Consider the following 18,761-nt stretch of genomic DNA (forward strand, 5'->3'; position numbering starts at 1 on the left):
TTACCGATAGAAAGAAATTAATATTAATTACCTAAAAAAAATTAAACATGAAAAGTACGCTAACATTTTTATCTGCAAGATCTGGAAAATCCGCTATGCTTATTGCAATGCTTGGTATAGCTGTTGGTTTTAGCTCTTGTAAAAATGATGACGTAGAGCCCGAAGTTATTTCTGCAATTTCCGTTGTCAATGCATCCCCTACTACAGGTTCTCTGGATTTCTACATCAATGAGCAGAAAGTAGGAACTACATCCCTGCCTTTCGGTTCCAAATATGACTATGTACGCGCCTACTCAGGTTCAAGAACCGGTAAAGTCATCGACTCTGCCACAAAAACAACGCTTTATACAAAAGACTTCAATTTAGTGATCGGCAAGTACCATTCCCTGTACATTGTGAAGCAAAATACAGAAATGAGTTATGCCTTATATGAAGATGATTTTAAAGAAACAGGGGGAAAGGCACAATTGCGCTTTATCAACCTTTCTGCAGATGCACCAGCATTGAGCCTTGAATTAGAAGGTGATACTACAACTTTTTCTAACAGGGTGTTCAAAGCGGCCACATCATTTAAGAATGTAGCACCAAAAAAATACAAGCTGAACTTAAAAAACACTGCTACTGGTACAATTGTTGCAAGTGTAGCAGATGTTGACCTGACCAAGGATAACTTTTACACTGTATGGGCAAAAGGATTAGTGACTACCGCCGTAGATAAAGAAAGGTTAACATTGAAAGTATCTAAACACTAATCTGAAGACAAGCAAATTAGGATTTATTAACTACCTAAATATTTCAGAAACATCCGACCCTAAAAAGCCGGGTGTTTTTTTTATTTAATACCCAGCGGAACATCAGCCATTCAAAACAATAGCGGTAAAATGGGGGCTGGATGGATACATCAATCCAATCCATTCGAAAAAGCCTGGTTGACAAATACAAATGATGATGCAGACAAGGCTACCTGTTCCCCTGCTTTAAAATAAAAGCAGCGAGGATAAGGGATACGGCAACGCCGGATATGCCGGGAAACAAAATAAACAGGTACAGAATCCCACTTACGCCAGCAACAGTAAGGATAAAAAGTAAACCCTTCATTGGGGTTTCCATTTTAAATGCGGCAACAAACGTAAATAAATAAAATATGGCAGCGAGTATTGGTAAGAACATGTTGCAAAGATGCCATCTTAATGTTAAGTTAATGTTAAGCTTAACCCTAATTTCATTACGATGACCCAGTTATTTGCTGTTCTTTCCCAAAAGCTCTTCTAATTTAGCTTCTAACGCTTCTCCCTGCAGATTCTGGGCAACAATTACACCGTCCGGACTGATCAGAAAATTAGAAGGTATCCATCTGATGCCATACAACTTAGCTGCAGAACTATCCCAATAGGCAAGATCTGAAACATGTTTCCAGGTCAGGTTATCATTTTTGATCGCATTTAGCCAGGTGGTCTTGCTCTTATCAAGAGACACGCCAAAAATATTAAAACCTTGATCATGGTATTTCTGGTAGGTTTTAACCAGGTCAGGATTTTCTTTCCGGCAGTCGGGGCACCATCCCGCCCAGAAAGTAAGCAAAAGGTATTTCCCCAGCTGCTGTGACAATTTAACCGTATTGCCCTCCTGGTCAGTAGAACTAAAATCGATGATCTTTTGACCTGGTTCCACACGCTTTTTAGCCAGGGCCAATTCCTTTAAAGAACTGACATAGGTAGTATGGTGTAATGCCGGTGATAACAATTGTATGGCTGATGTGATTTCTTCCGAAGTCAGCAGATAAGAAAAATCCCTGTACAACACATAGGCAGAAACAATTGAAGCCGGGTGGGCTTTGATAAAGGGGTCAATCTTAAGCCCCTTTTGTGTTTTATAAGACCAAAAAAGGTCATTGGACGCAGAGCCCTTGACTTTTGTTGTTTTTACAAAGGAAGCACTGTCGGATAGGACTTCAATCTTCCCTTGTTCTAAAAATACATAGGCCGGATTGTTATTTAGATCTGTCGTTAATCCATAGAGTTCGGGGAGCTGTACTTTGCTCTTAAAACTATACTTACCCTGTACAACTTTAGCTGAATCGACAGTAACAAATGATTTGTTATTGAATTTCTGCAGATAAACCATTCCAGATTGCTGTCCGTTGATGACGCCATTCAGGTTGAGGGAATAGCTTTGCTGCGCCTGGGCAACAGTAAAACTGCTTAAGCCCAATAACACTGTCAATTTATATTTATTCATGCTTTCATCGATTTAGGAACTGCAAAAATAAACAATAACCTACTAAATCCATAGGATAAACAAAACAATGATATTAGGTCAACAAATGTGGTCTTTCCTGATAAGTTTTCCACAACAGCTCTCCAAAAATTGTATTTGCCCAGGGAAACCAGGCACGGGTATACTGTTTGGGATCATCTTTATGGAAAGATTCATGCATGAATCCTGTACCGCCATGGCAATTCTTCAACATCTGAATACATTTACCGATCTCTTCATCATCTGTACTGGTCAGCGCCCGGGCAATGATACTCAGCGGCCATACCATGTTTTTCCCAATATGGGGTCCACCAATGCCTTCCGCTGCACTGCCCTTAAAGAAGAAAGGATTATCCTCAGTCAGGATCATCTTCCTGGTATTTAAATAGGTGGCATCTGTCATAGAAATAGACCCCAGATAAGGCATCGCCAGCAGGCTAGGGATATTTGCATCATCCATCAGGTGATAACTGCCCATACCATTGATTTCATAGGCATATACCTTCCCATAAACAGGATGCTCTATGATGGCATACTTTTGCAGGGCCTGTCTGACCTCAAGTGCCATCGCTTCCATTTCTTTAGCCACACTTTCATCTCCTTTAACCAATCTGAAAAGTTCTGCTGCCTGTCGCAGGCTCACTACGGCAAAGAAATTTGAAGGCACAAGAAAAGAAAAAATTGTGGCATCATCACTTGGCCTGAAAGAAGAACAAATGAGTCCCACAGGTTTTACAGGGTATCCAAAACCTTGCATCGGCAAATTATCTGTTGCCCATGCCGTAGTACGCTGAAAGTGGTACGGCCCTTCATTTTGCTTGCGCTGCTGTTCTTTGAAAGTCTTCAATACCAACTTCATGGCATCCTGCCATGCAGCATCAAAAAGGCTGGTATCCTTCGTCTGTTGCCAATAACGGTACGACAGGCGGATCGGATAACACAGCGAATCCAGCTCCCATTTCCGTTCGTGGATACCCGGCAGCATTTGTGTCAGGTCTTCTTTCCATTCCCCGGTTTTAAGCGGATCATTGTAGAATGCATTGGCATACGGATCTTTTAGGATATTCTTCACCTGTCGGTTGATCACTCCAGCTATCATCTCTCTCAATGCCTTATCCCTCCTTGTAAAAGGAAGATAAGACCATACCTGTGCACTGCTATCCCGCAACCACATGGCGTCAATGTCACCCGTAGCAATATAGGTGTCAGGTTTACCGTCCACAACCGTATAGTTTACAGTAGTATCCAGTGTATTAGGGAAACAATTGTTAAACAGCCAGGCCAATTCCTTATTTTTCACTTTAGAGTTAAATTCTGAAATTGCATTTTCTACAGCTCTACTCGAAAAGCGACGGACTGAAACCGCTTTTCTGACTTCAGGAAACCCAGGTTCCTCAGCCATGGCGATGATATTGCTGGACAATAAACCAGCAGTCAGGATTCCCGCTTTTTTTACAAAAGATCTTCTTTTCATTACGCTATGATAAACAATTTTTAAACATGTATATTCTACTCTACTCCTTTCACTTTCATAGGAATAGTATAAATGGACTTTGATGCGGTAATAAATAAAATATTACGTTTTTTTCCGCCGAAGCACAAATTTGCAGTCCATGGTTCATTGACCTCAATGTGTCCGATCAGCTCGCCTTGCGGACTATAAATAAATACACCTTTGCCAGAAAGGTATATATTCCCATCACTATCAAGAGTAATGCCATCTGCCCCCTGTGCAATAATCATTTGCTGATCACTCAGCCGGCCATCAATGGCTATACGGTACCGGTAAGTCTTATTTCCACCAATATCTGCTACATATAGGTACCGCCCATCCGGTGTTCCCACAATTCCATTGGGTTTGCTGATATCCGCTGCTACCATCATTAATTTGCTGTTTTTTCCAGGCGGAAGGTAATATACCCGCTGTCCCTCAATTTCAGGCTGTTGCCGGCTCCAGTAATCCCGCTGATAATAAGGATCGGTCAAATATACCCCTCCCTTCTGATCTATCCACAGGTCATTCGGACCATTCAGCCTCGCCCCTTCTTCGTTGTGTAGCAGTACGGTGACCTTCCCTTTTGGAGAGATAGACCACAATTCATTGTTCTCGTCGGCGCAGGCCAGTAACTGTCCCTTAGGGTCGAAATGGAGTCCGTTCGCCCTTCCTGCCTGATCAGAAAACAAGGAAAGTTTCCCCTCTACACTGTACTTCCAGATTTTATTGTTGGGCTGATCCGTGAAAAAGACATCTCCCCTTCTATTGACTGCCGGCCCCTCGGTAAAACTGAATGCACTGGAAATGAGCTTCAGACTATCCTGATTAAACAATTGTGCCCTGCTACTTTCTCCTCTCATGCTAAAAAAAATGATAAGCAGGAAGAATTTGTAAAATATGCTGTTAGGGTGTTTATCTTTCATAAAATAAATTTAACCCGGTAAAACTAGGCATAGAACTTATATAAACCAATGAAATAAAACGATTATATTCGTTTATGGGGAATTTCTACAAAAATTACAAAGGAATTATATGGCTTATGGCCGGTATCATTTTGGGAAGCCTTGCAGGGCTGGTCTTTGGAGAAAGGGTCAAAATACTCAAGCCCATAGGTGACATCTTTCTCAATTTTCTGTTTACAGCAGTAGTCCCACTGGTATTTTTTTCCATCTCCTCTGCTATCGGTGGATTAACGGCGACCAGCAAGCTCAGCCGTATGATGGGCATCATGTCCCTGGTCTTTCTTTCCACCATTATCATTTCTGCCTTGCTGACCATTCTTGCCGTAAAGATATTCCCCATCCATGACCAGGCAAACACTGCCGTTCTTACCGAAAAAATAGTGCAGACACCCCTTGGCGACCAGGTTACCCAGCTGATCACCACCGGTGAATTTTATGAATTGCTATCGCGCAAAAGTATGCTCGCCATGATTATATTTTCAGTACTTATCGGTTTTGCCACATTACGTTCCGGAACCTATGGCCTTGCATTTTCCAGGTTTCTTCATGCCGGAAATGAGGTATTCAAAAACGTATTCATCCTGATCATGAAGCTGGCACCTATCGGATTAGGGTCTTACTTTGCTTACCAGGTGGGTGTATTTGGCCCTCAGCTCTTTGGCACCTATGCTAAATCCCTGGGTTTATACTATGGGCTGGGTGCATTTTACTTCCTGGCCTTGTTTTCCTTGTATGCTTTTGTTGCCGGAGGGCTTAAGGGGATAAAAATTTATTGGAAAAATAACATCATACCAACGGCCACAGCTTTAGGAACCTGCAGCAGTATTGCAACGATACCTGCCAACCTGGAGGCAGCAAAAAAAATGAATATCCCCGATTATATTGCCAATGTAAGTATTCCGTTGGGGGCAACCTTACATAAGGACGGTTCCAGCATTTCTTCCATTGTGAAAATGGCTGTTGTCTTTGCCATGTTTGGGAAAAGTTTTGATAGCGTGGATACGGTTGCCCTTGCCTTGGGAATGACCATTTTAGTGAGCATTGTGGAAGGAGGAATCCCTAACGGAGGTTATGTTGGGGAACTCCTGTTTATTTCAGCCTATGGTTTCCCACCGGAGGCACTGCCCCCTGCAATGATTATAGGCACACTTGTAGATCCAATGGCTACCCTATTAAATTCAACCGGTGATACTGTTGCTTCGATGCTGATCACCCGTTTTACTGAGGGCAAAAACTGGTTACTTACAAAGGCATAAATCCATTTTCAAAAACATCATCCTTCAATCCGATAATCGAATAATGACGTGGCAGGTACCAGGTAACGGTCTGCATCATATTTCGGTAATGTTCCTCAGATTCAAATTGTTCAGGTATAATATTGAAGGCAAGGTCCTGCGTGGTTTCCTCTCCCTTTTTGCGCATCAACAATAACATTTTAGGGGCTAAAATACCATTCAGCTCAAAAAAATCTTTCAACAATTTCCTTGTCTGGGCCGGAAGGATATGCTCGGAAGGCTGTCCGATCAGCACCTCTTCTTTTTCCGCGACTATTTCTGATCCCATATGGCTATTGAAGGCACTTTCCGCGCTATAAAAACTTCCGTTAAGCCGGAGATTCAGGAGATCACCATAAGTAAGTACCCAATCAGGCTGCTCCTCTTTGGGATTAATGACTACTCCAAAACCCCTTTCCAGAAGAAAATCTTCCATCATTTTATCGATCACAAAACTTTGGAACTCTGCACCGGGTTCCGGCAAAAGCAACTGAAAATAGGGAAAGCCGTCAGCACCTGCAATAACCTGGGGTGTTCCACAGCTGAAACTTGCTCCCGGTAAATCTGACAGGAACTGCTCGAGCCATTTTTCATCTCTCGCTGAGGAAGGAACGGCAATAAGCGCAGCAATGCGTTCCGTTTTCTCCAGACTCTCCGCATAGCCTTCAGGTAAAGGATTTGCCGCCTGTGCTGTTGGTGATACCGGCTGTGCAGCTTTCTCCGTTTCGTTCTTTTTAAATATATCAAATAGTCCCATCTCAGTTGAATTGCAACATGGTATTTATGCCATCCGCTTTTCAAAAATAGAAATTTTAAAATAAAGCCTGCCAAAAAACGGAAAAAGACCACTGTTTAGGCAGTTCCGGCAAACGCTGTAAAATAGCATTAAATGATAAGACATCCGGGGACTGCTGAGGGATGGATCGGAGAAATGATTCGGAGATTAAAATATGCCCGATAGGAATACGGGTAGAAGCAAAAAAAGAGGGGGTTCATGACGAATGACCCCCTCCTTTCCAGGCATAAGTAATTGCTCAGGTTACTTAGCTGATGTATCTTTTTGGGCTTTCATCGTAGCCAATTCCCTTTTCAGGATTTCAATTTCCTGCTGTTGCTCTTTCACAGCAGCCACCAACAGCGGAATCAGATGATCCTGTTGTACCTCATCATATCTCAGGGTTTTCATATTATTTTTACCTGAGGTATAACTTTTTGCTGATTCTGCTACCAGTTCAGGAAATTCGGCTTTCACCTCACCGACCAAAAAACCATATTTTTTTCCTGCGGTAAGTTTCAGCTCAGGATATTTCTTAAGGTCATACTGAAAGGTAACCGGTTTCAGTTTCATCAGCTTTGCTGCTGAACCATCAATTTCGCTGACGTTAATTTGTAGTTCCTGCCCATCAATTTTTTGTGCCGAGACTTTTAAAGTCCCAGTAATTAATAAAGCACCAATCAAGAGTGGTTTAATCATAGCTCTCATAATTTATTATATTTAGTTGTCTAAATTGCCCGCAAAAGTAATGCCTTTTGGCACAAAAAAGCATAAAAAGGATGTTACACAAGGTATACCCCTGCCCATTTCCCTGGCATTTACCGTCCATGGTACATTTTATACCTTACAGATATAAATTTATATCTTTAACACATGAACACATTTACCCTATCCGGTCTTTACATCTATCCTATCAAATCACTTGGTGGCATTTCCCTCCCGGAAGCCAGGGTAGAGAACATGGGATTGCAATATGATCGCCGCTGGATGCTGATAGATGAAGAGGGTAAATTTATTACACAGCGTAAGTATGCGGCGCTGGCTTTATTGCAGGTCAGCCTTACTGACAATGGATTAAGGGTAAGCCATAAGGCTGATCCGGCATTGCACATCTCCTTTGCATTTACCGAAAACACAGGAGAAGTAATTGAGGTGACTATTTGGGACGACCAATGCAAGTCAGTAGCGGTAAGTGAAGCTGCAGATCAGTGGTTTTCCTTGTACATGAACAAAGCGGTCAGGCTGGTAAAGATTCCTGAGCAGGAAAAAAGGCAGGTAGATCCAAAATATGCCAAAGGAAATGAAATTGTTGGTTTTGCCGACGGCTATCCCTTTCTGATCATCAGTGAGGCTTCTTTAGCAGGACTCAACTCCCGCCTGGCAGCACCTGTTCCCATGGATAGATTCCGCCCGAACTTTGTCTTCAGCGGGGGTGAAGCCCATATCGAAGACCAATTTGGGACTTTTGAAATTGGCCAATTAAAATTTCAGGCCGTTAAACCCTGTGCAAGGTGTGTCCTGACTACAGTAGATCAGCAAACAGCTACAAAAAGTGCCGAACCTTTGAAAACACTGGCAGCTTATCGCACCATAAACAGCAAAGTCATGTTTGGACAGAATCTTTTACACCATGGTGCCGGCACAGTCCATATTGGTGATGAAATTAAGGTAACGCAGTGGAAGGCTGCAATTTAAATACTTGCCCAAAGCCCACTTGAATATCAAAAGCATTTTTTAAGGATATCCCCTGATAGTGGGCCAGAATTATACGGATAACCCCTCCATGGGTCACAATGGCAATCTTCTGGTCATCACCATTAATAATCCTTTCCCAGCTTTGTATGACCCTTTTTTGCATCCCCAGCATACTCTCCCCTTTCGGAGGAGAAAGATGAACAAAATCGTTCATCCAGATTTCCGATGCTTCCCTGTCAATCGTATCCCAGGTTTTCCCCTCCCAATCACCGAAGTTCATTTCATAAAACCCTTCTTCCGTAGCATAGCCCGCATTAGCCGAAATACAGGTTGCAGCAATCCCTGCTGACAGCTCCATGCACCTGCTGGAAGGACTGGAGTAAACAGCATCCAACGAAGGTGGAACCTGTAGCAGTACCAGTTCTTTTTCCTTTTGGAAAGAATGCGCCAGGGGAACATCCAAACGGCCGTAGATCAGTCCTTTTGGAATATCAGGAGTCGTATGCCGGATCAGGTAAACTTCCATATCAGTATCAATGACATATAAATCACCACTTCAGCCAGTTGCTGGACAGCCCCCAGACAATCACCGGTATAACCGCCTATCCATTTTTTAAAATAATTTCCTGCGGCTACAGCGACTAGCAGGGCGGGAATTACGGCCATAAAAAGAAAATAATTATTGCTTTCCCAGCTCAGGAGGAACAGCGGAAGTACCGTGACAGCACCTGCGAACAGCAGATTTTTGAAATCTCCTTTTTCTACAGCCCCACTGGCCTTGCTCTCCTCTATGCGGGCATAGGTGTGGTTAAATACCACAGTAATCGCAGCAAACCTGCTGAGGGAATGAGCTAGGGCAAATAACAACACGATATTCCAGGGTTTAACTGCAACAAATGTTCCGCCCAGCATCAGTTGCAGGATGGAAAACTTAAGGCCAAATATAATGATCAGTCCCGTAACCCCGTAGGTGCCCAGCCGGCTATCCTTCATGATCTCCAGGATTCTCGGCTTGCTCCATCCGCCGCCGAAACCGTCACAGACATCAGCAAATCCATCCTCATGGAATGCGCCAGTCATCAGTACACCGGCAGCAAATGACAGCAATAGGCCAACATTCATGTTGAACAGGTAACTGCCCGATACATACACCAATGCGGAGACAATACCTACCATCCAGCCAATCACCGGCAAATACCTGATGGCATCTGGTAGTTGAGCTGAATGCTGCTGATGGATATACGCCGGCACTGGCAACCGCGTATAAAACGACATTGCGGTGAGCAATAAGGTAATTTGTCTCTTTATCATATACAGATCATGATTTATTACTCACTGCTGCACTTTCAAAACTGGCCATTTCATTCAGGAAGTTTACGGCACTCAGCAAAAGTGGGTAAGCCAGGGCACAGCCTGTTCCTTCACCCAGACGAAGTCCAAGCTGAAGTAATGGTCTGGCTTCCAGTGCAGCCAGTAAAAGCCGGTGTCCTTTTTCATCCGACTGATGGGTAAAAACAGCATTTTCCCTTACTGAAGGGTTCATTTTGACAGCACACAGGCAGGCTACAGTGGCAATAAAACCATCCACCAGCACCACCATATTTTTCTCTGCTGCAGCGCAGATGGCGCCCGCCATTTGCACGATTTCAAAACCACCAAACCAGGCCATAACTGACAGGACATCTGTATTTCCTGAATAATTTGTTAAAGCTTTCGTCAGTATCGCTTCTTTATCCATCAGCTGTCTGTCATCAAGTCCTGTTCCCCTGCCAATACAATCCTTCAATGGAATATCACACAGCAGGCTCATCAATACAGCGGCACTGGAAGTATTTCCAATCCCCATTTCTCCGAATCCAATGACATTGCATCCTTCCCTGGCGATATCATGTATCTTATTCCTACCGTGTTCAAGACAAAGCAGCATTTCTTCCTCCAGCATTGCCGGACCGTCTAAAAATGACCGTGTCCCTTTGGCCATCTTCGCATTTCCCAAGGCCAGGCCGGCATCAAAATCCCAGTTCACCCCTGCATCAACAATATCCAGCCGGATGTCATGCTGTCGGCAAAAAACATTAATAGCGGCACCGCCAGCCAGGAAATTAAGCACCATTTGTCGGGTAACCTCCTGTGGATAGGCACTCACCCCTTCCAGTGCAATACCATGGTCGGCAGCAAACACCACCATATGCGGTGCTTTCAAAACAGGGCATTCCGTATCTAAAATAAGTCCTATCTTCAAAGCCAGTTCTTCCAGCATCCCTAGCGCTCCCAACGGCTTGGTTTTAAGCGCAATTTTATTCTTCAGTTTTTCAGCAATCATCTTCTGCATTCCTTATAAATAATTATGACTTCTTCAGGAACAAAGGAATTCCTGATACCATAAACACAGCCTCATCTGCCCTGGCAGCAGCATATTGATTTGCCCAGCCCTGCAAATCGGCAAACTTACGTCCAACCTCCGTATCTGCATGCATTCCCATTCCCAATTCATTAGAGATCAATATAAACGTAGCCCTTAAGCCCAGGAGCCGATCGAGTTCCTGTTTAAAAGCGGATAGACACTGATCAATATCATTGGAATAATCCATAAACAAACCGGTGAGCCAGAGTGTAACGCAGTCGATTACAACCACACGGTTTTCCAAAGGCAGCATATGCAAATTGTGGCTGGATTCAAACGTAGTCCATTCCGGGCCCCTTTCGTCCTGATGCCTTTTCACCCGCGCTGCAAAATCATCATCCCAAACCTTTGCCGTGGCCACATACACCGGCACACCTGAAAGGCTCAAAGCCCGTTCCTGTGCATACCTGCTTTTACCGCTCCTTGCTCCACCTGTAACAAAAACAAGCATAATAATCAGGATTTAGTGTCCGGTTCCGTTTTCTTGAAACGTTTATATAAAAACAGCTGCCATTTTTCTTCTGCCACTCCTGCCTTATCCATCTCTGCCCTGGAAAGGGTAAAAAACAAATCAGATAAACGATTGATATAGGCTGGAATAGCTTCATGCACTTCATCTTCTTTAATTAACGACACCAATCTCCTTTCTCCCCTTCTCATCTGCGTCCTGGCCATATGGCAAAGCGCAGAAACCTCATTCCCTCCCGGCAATATAAAATAATCTGAAGGATGTGTCATTGCTCCTTCAAGTGCATCAATCCATTCCTCACAAAATGCAGCACCATCTTCCGGCATAGGATTCGTATTCAACTTATGTGCATCTGATGGTCTTGCCAGATGTGACATCATATCCATCAGGTCCTTTTGGATTTTATGCAGATTCCCCTGCCATTCATGTGCATGTCCAAGTTTCACTCTTAACATCCCAATGGTTGAATTTGCTTCATCCAGCGTACCGATACACTCTACCCTCACATCATCCTTATATACCCTTTTTCCCCCAAACAACCCTGTGGTACCTTTATCTCCTTTTTTTGTATATATTTTCATACTATTCTCTATTAAAATCAAACCTAAGCATTTAGAAGCCCAAATAAAAAGCACAATATTATTCCTCCCAGAACAATCTATAAATCTCTCCCCTGCTCAGCCCTCTAAAATACCTTCCTAAACACACTGCAAAATCTCCCCTGCTAACCCCTAACAACCTCCTAAACATCCTGCATATCTCACCTGCTAATCCGCCTAAAATCACCTCCTAAACACCCCGCAAAATCTCTCCCTTCTAATCCGTCTAAAAAACCTCTTAAACGACCTGCAAATCTCCCCTGCTAGCCCCTAACAACCTCCTAAACATCCTGCATATCTCACCTGCTAATCCGCCTAAAATCACCTCCTAAACACTCCGCAAAATCTCTCCCTTCTAATCCGTCTAAAAAACCTCTTAAACGACCTGCAAATCTCCCCTGCTAGCCCCTCTAAAACAACCTCCTAAACACCCAGCAAAATACCCCTGCTACCCCGTCTAAAATAACCTCCTAAACACCCAGCAAAATCTCTCCCTTCTAATCCGTCTAAAAAACCTCTTAAACGACCTGCAAATCTCCCCTGCTAGCCCCTCTAAAACAACCTCCTAAACACCCAGCAAAATACCCCTGCTACCCCGTCTAAAATAACCTCCTAAACACCCAGCAAAATCTCTCCCCTACTACCCCCTATAAAATAACCTCTTAAACCTCCTGCAAAATCCCTCTGCTACTCCGTCTCTAATATCACCTCCTAAACACCCCGCAAAATCCCCCAACTATTCCGCCTAAAATCACCTCTTAAACACCCTGCAAAATCCCCCCGCCACTCCGTCTCTAATATCACCTCCTAAACACCCTGCAAAATCCCCCTGCTACTCCGTCTAATATAACCTCCCAATCTGCTCCATACCCGGTTAAACGCAATAATTTTCCCCTTCCAATTGGTGCAATTCGTAAAAAAACAACACCCCCTGAACGACATTCAATATTTGCCCTTCAGCAAAGATTGAGGAGTGAAGGGGGTGTTGTTTTTTCGTGTTCTCCAGGAAGCTAAAAACTATAAGTGTGTTAAAAACTATATGTGTATTTGATGCTGAGATTCCTCCCCGCCAAATTATACCCTCTCTTCTCATAATAATTCTCATCCGTCAGGTTATTCATCATAAAAGTAACTGTATGTTTCTTCTCAAAAGTATATCCTACCCCAAAATCCATCACTAAAAACTCAGGGTAAACGATTTCAGGCGACTTCGTATCCGTATAATCGATATCCTTACGGTTTCCCACATAACGTGCTGTTAAACGAACATCCAAGGCTTTAAGGTCATTAAACTCCACACCAGCAGCAGCAGTAAAATCGGCCACATTCTGGATATCCTTCAGCGTACGTGAACCATCAGCAGCAATCGTCACCTCCTCTGCTTTCGTCGTTCTTGTTCCATTTGCGAAAAGGCGCAAAGAATAATTCTTTGCCCTCAGCATCCCATAATCAAATGAAAATTCGGCTTCAACACCTTCAATATTTGCCTTATTTGCATTCACATAGGTAGTGATCGTATTGATGCCATAGCCACTTTCCGTCAGCTCTGTTGCCGCAGGAACAGTCTTTTTAGTGGTAATCCGGTCTCTCACATACGTATTAAAATACGTCACATCCGCAGTCAGTCCCCATTCGGGTTTCGAAAACCTCAGACCAGCATCAAAAGAAATACTATTCTCATTTTTGAGATCTGCATTCCCCCTGATAATCGTAGCCTTGCCACCGGTAATAATTTCCGAGTAGCCGGCAACATTATACGCATCAGGCGTAACAAAAGCGCGTCCGGCCGAGGCATGAACAGTTAACATCTTCAGCAGTGCATACTGTGCGGCCAAACTCGGACTGACGATAGGGCTCGTCTGTTTACCTGCGGCATAAGTATTCAGCAGTGCGGTCTTTTTAACCTCATAGGTAATCAAATCCATTCTTGCTCCGGGGTTAATCACCAAAGTACTATCCAGGAAATTAAACTGGCCCTGCACATAGGCCGCGGCTGAAGAAAGGGTATACGCTGGTGAATAAGGTGCTTTCTCTGTCCCATCAGCAGCAAAAGAATGTGAAGTAGTGGAAGCATTGCTGTAATCCAGGCCAAAGACAAGCGCATGTTGTCCCAGGGTATACACATCCTTAGCCTGCAAGCCTTTCCAGCTTGTTTTACTGATCAGTGAATTATAGGAACTCAAGGTTGCCCCATCCACCGTCAGCGTATAATTGGTATTTCTCTCCGCTGAAAGATAACCTTTAACAGACACTTTATGGTTCAGGAAAGCAGCGGAAACTGTTGCCTCTTCATTGTGTCTCTCTATATCTTTGGTACTGGGTTCAGCGTTTCCATAAAAAATATCACTTGGGGCTTCCACATTATTGGCGACAAACCTTTCGCCTCTCACATCCAGGCGCCATACCTTATTCAGCTGGTAGCCCAACCTCAGACTTCCTGTATTGTAATTCAGCGTACTAAAAGTCCGTCTCAATCCATCGGAACGTTTATCATCCACCTCCACTGCACCTGTCGTATAATTTTTAACAGCCGTTTCAGCACCAAGCCTATCGCGGAAGAAATTACCCTTTCCCAGTTTCATATCTTTACTGCGGTCATAACTCAGGAAAGACAGGTCAAAATCCAGTCTCTCCGTGATATTCCCCCCTGCCGCAGCGCCCAATTTAACGGTTTCAAAAGAGCCGTATTCTGCATACACATTGCCATGGATCGCTCCCGAAGATTTTCTTGTGATCACATTCACCACTCCGCCCATTGCAGAAGAACCGTACATAGCCGATGCAGGGCCTTTCAGCACTTCAATCCGTTCTATATCGGCTGGATTCATCGTCGCTATATTTGCCGTACCCGCAGGCCTTCCGTCTACCAGCAGCAGGGAGCGCTGATTTAATCCACTCGTTTGTGGCCTGAATCCACGGATGCCGACACCGGCAAGCAATCCCGGATACTGGATAATATTCACCGAAGAATTCTTCTTCAGGAGATCTGTCACTTCCTGAAAAGAAGTCAGGGCAATCGCGCCCTTATTAATAATGGTCACATTCTGTGGCACATTTTTTCTTTTTACGCCTGTACGCAGGGTGGTCACCACCACTTCATCCAGGGTATTATTTTTAAGCGTATCGGCCTTTTTTTCCTGGGCAATTGCCGCAGTACTCCATAAAAATGCACCACACAGCACACGCTGAAAGGATAAGGAACGTAGAAATTTATTCATATTTATTTTTTATTGGTGTGTAATTACTTTGCCGAACAGGCATTAAAGAGCAGATAGGGAGATACGGAACTCAACCGGATAGTTCATTTATAGGAATGGCTGAGATCATCTGCCTGTGCCCAACCATCTTTTCACATGACTGACAAAGCATCAAGCAGTTCAGGCAATTGCCGGTATAATTTAACCTCTCCTTTATGGTCTACAGACCATACCACCTCGCCCTCCTCTTCTTTGACCGTCAGGCTAACATCGGTTTCTCCAGTCAGGATTTCATACCCCATTCTAACCAGCGCCCTTTTGGTCCAAAACACCACTTTACCTTCCCCCTGAATACGGATCTGCTTTGTCCCTTTGTGGTGCAGGTTAAAAGTGCCGGTGCTGGTATCAAATAAGATCCCTTCCTTATCAAATGCCTGTTGAAAAGAACCGTTCAGGACCAGTTCTTCCGGCAGGCCTGTCGTTAAATCTCCATCACTCATCAGCCAGATTTCATCTGCAGCCTGCAGTGCAAGGTCCAGCTCATGGGTAGAAATCAGTATCGCTTTATTCATTTCCCTGGCCAGCTGGTGCAGCAGGCCCATCAGCTGTATCCTGCTGGGCAGATCAAGGTGGGCAGTAGGTTCATCAAGGATAACCAGTGGCGTATCCTGTGCCAGGGCCCGTGCCAGCATTACTTTCTGGCATTCCCCGTCACTCAGGCTATCCAGTTTACGTGGCAGAAAAGCAGCAGTATGCGTAGATTGTATGGCGAGATCTATGATCTCCTTATCCTTTTTACTGAGTGTTCCCAGCCATCCTGTATGCGGATAGCGGCCAAGAGCGATCAATGAATAGACATCCAGATTTCCTGAACGTACATTATCCGTTAAAACCAGGCTGATGATTTTTGCAATATGGGCAGGCTGAAGCTGATCCAGCCGCTGACCTTCCACCTCGATATATCCGTTCAATACAGGCTGTAAACCAGCAATAGAGCGCAGCAATGTCGATTTCCCGCAGCCATTGGGTCCCAATAGGCAAACCAGCTGTCCTGCATACATTTCCAGGTTCAGCGGCCCGGCCACTTTCTTATGTCCATCAGCTGTGCGTTTATAACCTATTTCCAGTTCCTTCACCTGCAATAAAGGCTGTAGCTTGCGATGTTGCGTTCCCATCTTCATCAGAATCCATTCAGTTTATTCCGGCCCACAATTATCCAGATCACAACCGGTGCACCTACCAGGGCAGTAATCACATTGATAGGCAATACGGTCTGGCTACCGGGAAGCTGTGCAATCAGGTCACAGACCAGCATCAGCAATGTTCCCACCAGGCAGCAGGCAGGAATCAGTACCTTATGATTTGACGTATTAAAAAGTGCCCTCGTTAAATGGGGTACAGCAATTCCGATAAAACCAATCGGTCCGCAGAAAGCGGTAATGCCACCTGCCAGTAAACTGGTACTGCCTATCATCAGTATCCTGGCCCTCTTCACCGTGAGTCCCATACTCCGTGCATAATTATCTCCCAGCAGCAGGGCATCCATCAGTTTTGAGGATAAAAAGGAAATCAAAATCCCTATCGTCACCACTATTGCAAGAATAAGCAACTGATCACCAGTCACTCCGCCAAGGGAACCAAAAGTCCAGATCAGGTAATCCTTGATCAGCTCCGGTGAACTGAAATACTGCCAGATACTGATGATCGAAAAAGTGATATTGGCGATCATCACCCCTACAATAAGCACAATCACATTATTCCTCAACGAAGAAGATATCGTCACGATCAGGACCATGATCAATGCTGCTCCCAGTGAGGAGGCCAGAATAATCAGCCAGCTGCCGGAAATCCCCAGTTCCTGTATGGTATATAAACTCGTGATCGTACCTGCTGAAAGCATAACGAGGGCAACACCCAGGCTGGCTCCGGCGGTAATTCCCAGGACTGAAGGCCCAGCCAGTGGATTTCTGAAAAGTGTCTGCATTTGAAGGCCGCTCACAGACAGTCCGCAGCCCACAATGACAGCCGTAATGGCTTTGGGCAGGCGGATTTTCCCAATGATATACAACCAGGTATCATCTGCCGTATCGGGAGAAAAGAGGGTTCTCACCACTTCTTTCACAGGGATATGTACAGAACCCAGGGCTACATCCAGCAAAAATGCGAAGACAATAAGCACAAGCAGTACCGGAATTTTAAGTTTATTCAATTTCTGCAGATTAAAAAAATCAATTCAATTGTTTATAGTAAACCAGCTGATGACCGGGCAATAATTCAGGATGAAGGACTTTAATCAAATCGGCCAGGACCAGCTGTGGATTTACCGCACCCGACTCCCAATAGTCATTCGACCCCAGGTCATTTACCTTCTTGTTGTTATTGAATAAATTCCCATTTTTAAAAGGCTTAAAATCAGCATAACGCACATCGGTTGCCCTGATATCCTTTTTGGAATCCACATAACCAATATTCACCCAGAAATCTGCTTTCAGGGCTTCAGGCGCGACTGTCTCGAAATTCAGGGCAAGGCTGCCCTCACCATGTACGTCCGACCATTTGTAAGTCGTTCCGGCATCCTTAAAAAAGGAAACCATATAACTGTCCCCATCGGGCACATGCCAGATCCCCTTATAGGGCATACCTGATATGACCGAAGGTTTCACTTTTGCATTCCTTCCAATTTCCGCCAGGCGCTGGTACTCTTTTTCTACCGCATTAAACTTCTCGGTAACCTGCTTCTCTCTGTTCACCAGGGCAGCCATCAGTTTCACCCATTCCGCACGGGCCAGGGGGCTGGTCTCCAGCCATTCCGAATTGAGCATGACGGGCACGCCTGCACCAGACAAGGTCTCATATTTGCTGTATTTGGCATCGGGACTTCCCATCACCATCACCAGACCGGGTTTCATGGAAATCAGTACCTCATCATTCATTGTTCCGTCAAGGCCAACCTCCTTTACTTTGCCGGCCTTTATATTCTTCCTGACTGTTGGTGAAGAAACATATTGCAAACTGCCCAATCCGGTAATCCTGTCGGCAACACCCGCAAAATCGGCCAGGGCAACGTGCATAGACGACATGGCGACCATACTTTGGAGCGGAATATAAATCAGTTGCCCCTTTTTAAATCCTTCGGGGGCTTTCGCTCCTTTTTCCAGCAATACATACTGAACAGTATCTTTTTTTTTCCCGGCGAAGCTATAGATACTGACCAGCTTATATCCTTCATAATAGTCTATATTAAAGCCTTTGGCATACCTGATATCGGCACTACCGGTTTTAACGGGAATATCCTTTTTTACGGATCCGGCCTGTCTGCAGGAGGCAGCAAGCATTGTAAACATCAGAAAACAGGAAAACAGCCCTGTTAGCGAAGAGAGATTTTTTATTTTCATGTCAACTGTTAGCCTTTCTTCCGAAAGCGTGAGTAATAATTAATAAAGGCAGGTCTTCTGACTTCCTCCAACTGCAGCCTTCCCCTCCATTATGGAAAGTGGCATCCTTGCAATCTTGATCATGAGGTTTACAGCAGCGGAGACTGTTCCGGATTTACACCGGCATTCCCTATTAAAGTATTTCCCTGGAAATACGACCTTAATTCCTGCAAACCTAACAGAAAAAAACCAGGAATAATT

At 44.4% G+C, this 18,761-nt stretch carries 18 protein-coding genes and 1 riboswitch; of the genes, 3 read left to right on the forward strand and 15 right to left on the reverse strand.

Annotation, left to right across the window (positions count from 1 at the left end; genetic code table 11):
- The first annotated feature begins 47 nt into the window (after positions 1–47).
- Positions 48–752, forward strand: coding sequence for a DUF4397 domain-containing protein (locus tag ACSBL2_RS17810; protein ID WP_442587903.1), 705 nt, complete (start codon positions 48–50; stop codon positions 750–752).
- A 208-nt stretch (positions 753–960) separates the two neighbouring features.
- Here the strand turns inward: ACSBL2_RS17810 and ACSBL2_RS17815 are convergent, their stop codons facing one another.
- The 4 genes from ACSBL2_RS17815 to ACSBL2_RS17830 form a co-directional block, all read right to left on the reverse strand.
- Positions 961–1,098, reverse strand: a complete 138-nt coding sequence (locus ACSBL2_RS17815) for a hypothetical protein (protein WP_442587904.1) — start codon at positions 1,096–1,098, stop codon at positions 961–963.
- Positions 1,099–1,239: 141 nt separating this feature from the next.
- Positions 1,240–2,238 carry a redoxin domain-containing protein gene (locus tag ACSBL2_RS17820; protein ID WP_442587905.1) on the reverse strand — a complete coding sequence of 333 codons (999 nt, stop codon included), beginning with the start codon at positions 2,236–2,238 and terminating at the stop codon, positions 1,240–1,242.
- A gap of 73 nt (positions 2,239–2,311) precedes the next feature.
- Complete coding sequence (locus tag ACSBL2_RS17825; RefSeq protein WP_442587906.1) at positions 2,312–3,730, reverse strand: glycoside hydrolase family 125 protein; 1,419 nt, start codon at positions 3,728–3,730, stop codon at positions 2,312–2,314.
- Between the two features lie 35 nt (positions 3,731–3,765).
- Entirely contained in the window at positions 3,766–4,611 is an 846-nt protein-coding gene (locus tag ACSBL2_RS17830; RefSeq protein ID WP_442587907.1) for an SMP-30/gluconolactonase/LRE family protein, read from the reverse strand.
- A gap of 137 nt (positions 4,612–4,748) precedes the next feature.
- Here ACSBL2_RS17830 and ACSBL2_RS17835 point away from each other — a divergent pair, with 137 nt between their 5' ends.
- On the forward strand, positions 4,749–5,969 hold the full coding sequence (locus tag ACSBL2_RS17835) for a dicarboxylate/amino acid:cation symporter (RefSeq protein WP_442587908.1): 1,221 nt from the start codon (positions 4,749–4,751) through the stop codon (positions 5,967–5,969).
- Here ACSBL2_RS17835 and ACSBL2_RS17840 read toward each other — a convergent pair.
- Complete coding sequence (locus ACSBL2_RS17840; RefSeq protein ID WP_442587909.1) at positions 5,956–6,744, reverse strand: hypothetical protein; 789 nt, start codon at positions 6,742–6,744, stop codon at positions 5,956–5,958. The two genes, ACSBL2_RS17835 and ACSBL2_RS17840, sit on opposite strands and share 14 nt — an antisense overlap.
- A 282-nt stretch (positions 6,745–7,026) precedes the next feature.
- Entirely contained in the window at positions 7,027–7,461 is a 435-nt protein-coding gene (locus ACSBL2_RS17845; protein WP_442587910.1) for a tail fiber domain-containing protein, read from the reverse strand.
- A 174-nt stretch (positions 7,462–7,635) separates the two neighbouring features.
- On the opposite strand from ACSBL2_RS17845, the gene ACSBL2_RS17850 reads away from it, so the two are divergent.
- Positions 7,636–8,457: an MOSC domain-containing protein gene (locus tag ACSBL2_RS17850; RefSeq protein ID WP_442587911.1), complete on the forward strand. Its 822-nt coding sequence runs from the start codon at positions 7,636–7,638 to the stop codon at positions 8,455–8,457.
- Here the strand turns inward: ACSBL2_RS17850 and cobC are convergent.
- From cobC to ACSBL2_RS17895, 9 genes are all read right to left on the reverse strand, one after another.
- The gene (gene cobC / locus ACSBL2_RS17855) at positions 8,426–8,983 is read right to left on the reverse strand and encodes an alpha-ribazole phosphatase (protein ID WP_442587912.1); all 558 of its coding nucleotides are present in this window, start codon (positions 8,981–8,983) and stop codon (positions 8,426–8,428) included. The two genes, ACSBL2_RS17850 and cobC, sit on opposite strands and share 32 nt — an antisense overlap.
- On the reverse strand, positions 8,968–9,768 hold the full coding sequence (gene cobS / locus ACSBL2_RS17860) for an adenosylcobinamide-GDP ribazoletransferase (RefSeq protein ID WP_442587913.1): 801 nt from the start codon (positions 9,766–9,768) through the stop codon (positions 8,968–8,970). Before cobS ends, cobC begins: the two co-directional genes overlap by 16 nt.
- Before the next feature lie 7 nt (positions 9,769–9,775).
- On the reverse strand, positions 9,776–10,789 hold the full coding sequence (gene cobT / locus ACSBL2_RS17865) for a nicotinate-nucleotide--dimethylbenzimidazole phosphoribosyltransferase (RefSeq protein WP_442587914.1): 1,014 nt from the start codon (positions 10,787–10,789) through the stop codon (positions 9,776–9,778).
- Between the two features lie 13 nt (positions 10,790–10,802).
- Entirely contained in the window at positions 10,803–11,312 is a 510-nt protein-coding gene (locus ACSBL2_RS17870; RefSeq protein ID WP_442587915.1) for a bifunctional adenosylcobinamide kinase/adenosylcobinamide-phosphate guanylyltransferase, read from the reverse strand.
- A gap of 5 nt (positions 11,313–11,317) precedes the next feature.
- The gene (locus ACSBL2_RS17875; protein ID WP_442587916.1) at positions 11,318–11,911 is read right to left on the reverse strand and encodes a cob(I)yrinic acid a,c-diamide adenosyltransferase; all 594 of its coding nucleotides are present in this window, start codon (positions 11,909–11,911) and stop codon (positions 11,318–11,320) included.
- Positions 11,912–12,957: 1,046 nt separating this feature from the next.
- Positions 12,958–15,147 (reverse strand): TonB-dependent receptor, encoded by a 2,190-nt coding sequence (locus tag ACSBL2_RS17880; protein WP_442587917.1) that lies wholly within the window; start codon positions 15,145–15,147, stop codon positions 12,958–12,960.
- A gap of 131 nt (positions 15,148–15,278) precedes the next feature.
- Positions 15,279–16,307, reverse strand: coding sequence for an ABC transporter ATP-binding protein (locus ACSBL2_RS17885; RefSeq protein ID WP_442587918.1), 1,029 nt, complete (start codon positions 16,305–16,307; stop codon positions 15,279–15,281).
- Positions 16,307–17,335: an iron chelate uptake ABC transporter family permease subunit gene (locus ACSBL2_RS17890; RefSeq protein WP_442587919.1), complete on the reverse strand. Its 1,029-nt coding sequence runs from the start codon at positions 17,333–17,335 to the stop codon at positions 16,307–16,309. Before ACSBL2_RS17890 ends, ACSBL2_RS17885 begins: the two co-directional genes overlap by 1 nt.
- Before the next feature lie 19 nt (positions 17,336–17,354).
- Positions 17,355–18,521, reverse strand: a complete 1,167-nt coding sequence (locus ACSBL2_RS17895; RefSeq protein ID WP_442587920.1) for an ABC transporter substrate-binding protein — start codon at positions 18,519–18,521, stop codon at positions 17,355–17,357.
- Positions 18,522–18,551: 30 nt separating this feature from the next.
- A riboswitch (cobalamin riboswitch) is annotated at positions 18,552–18,738 on the reverse strand.
- Between the last annotated feature and the right edge of the window lie 23 nt (positions 18,739–18,761).

Origin of the sequence: Pedobacter sp. AW31-3R (assembly GCF_052180285.1) — a bacterium.
Lineage (GTDB): Bacteria > Bacteroidota > Bacteroidia > Sphingobacteriales > Sphingobacteriaceae > Pedobacter.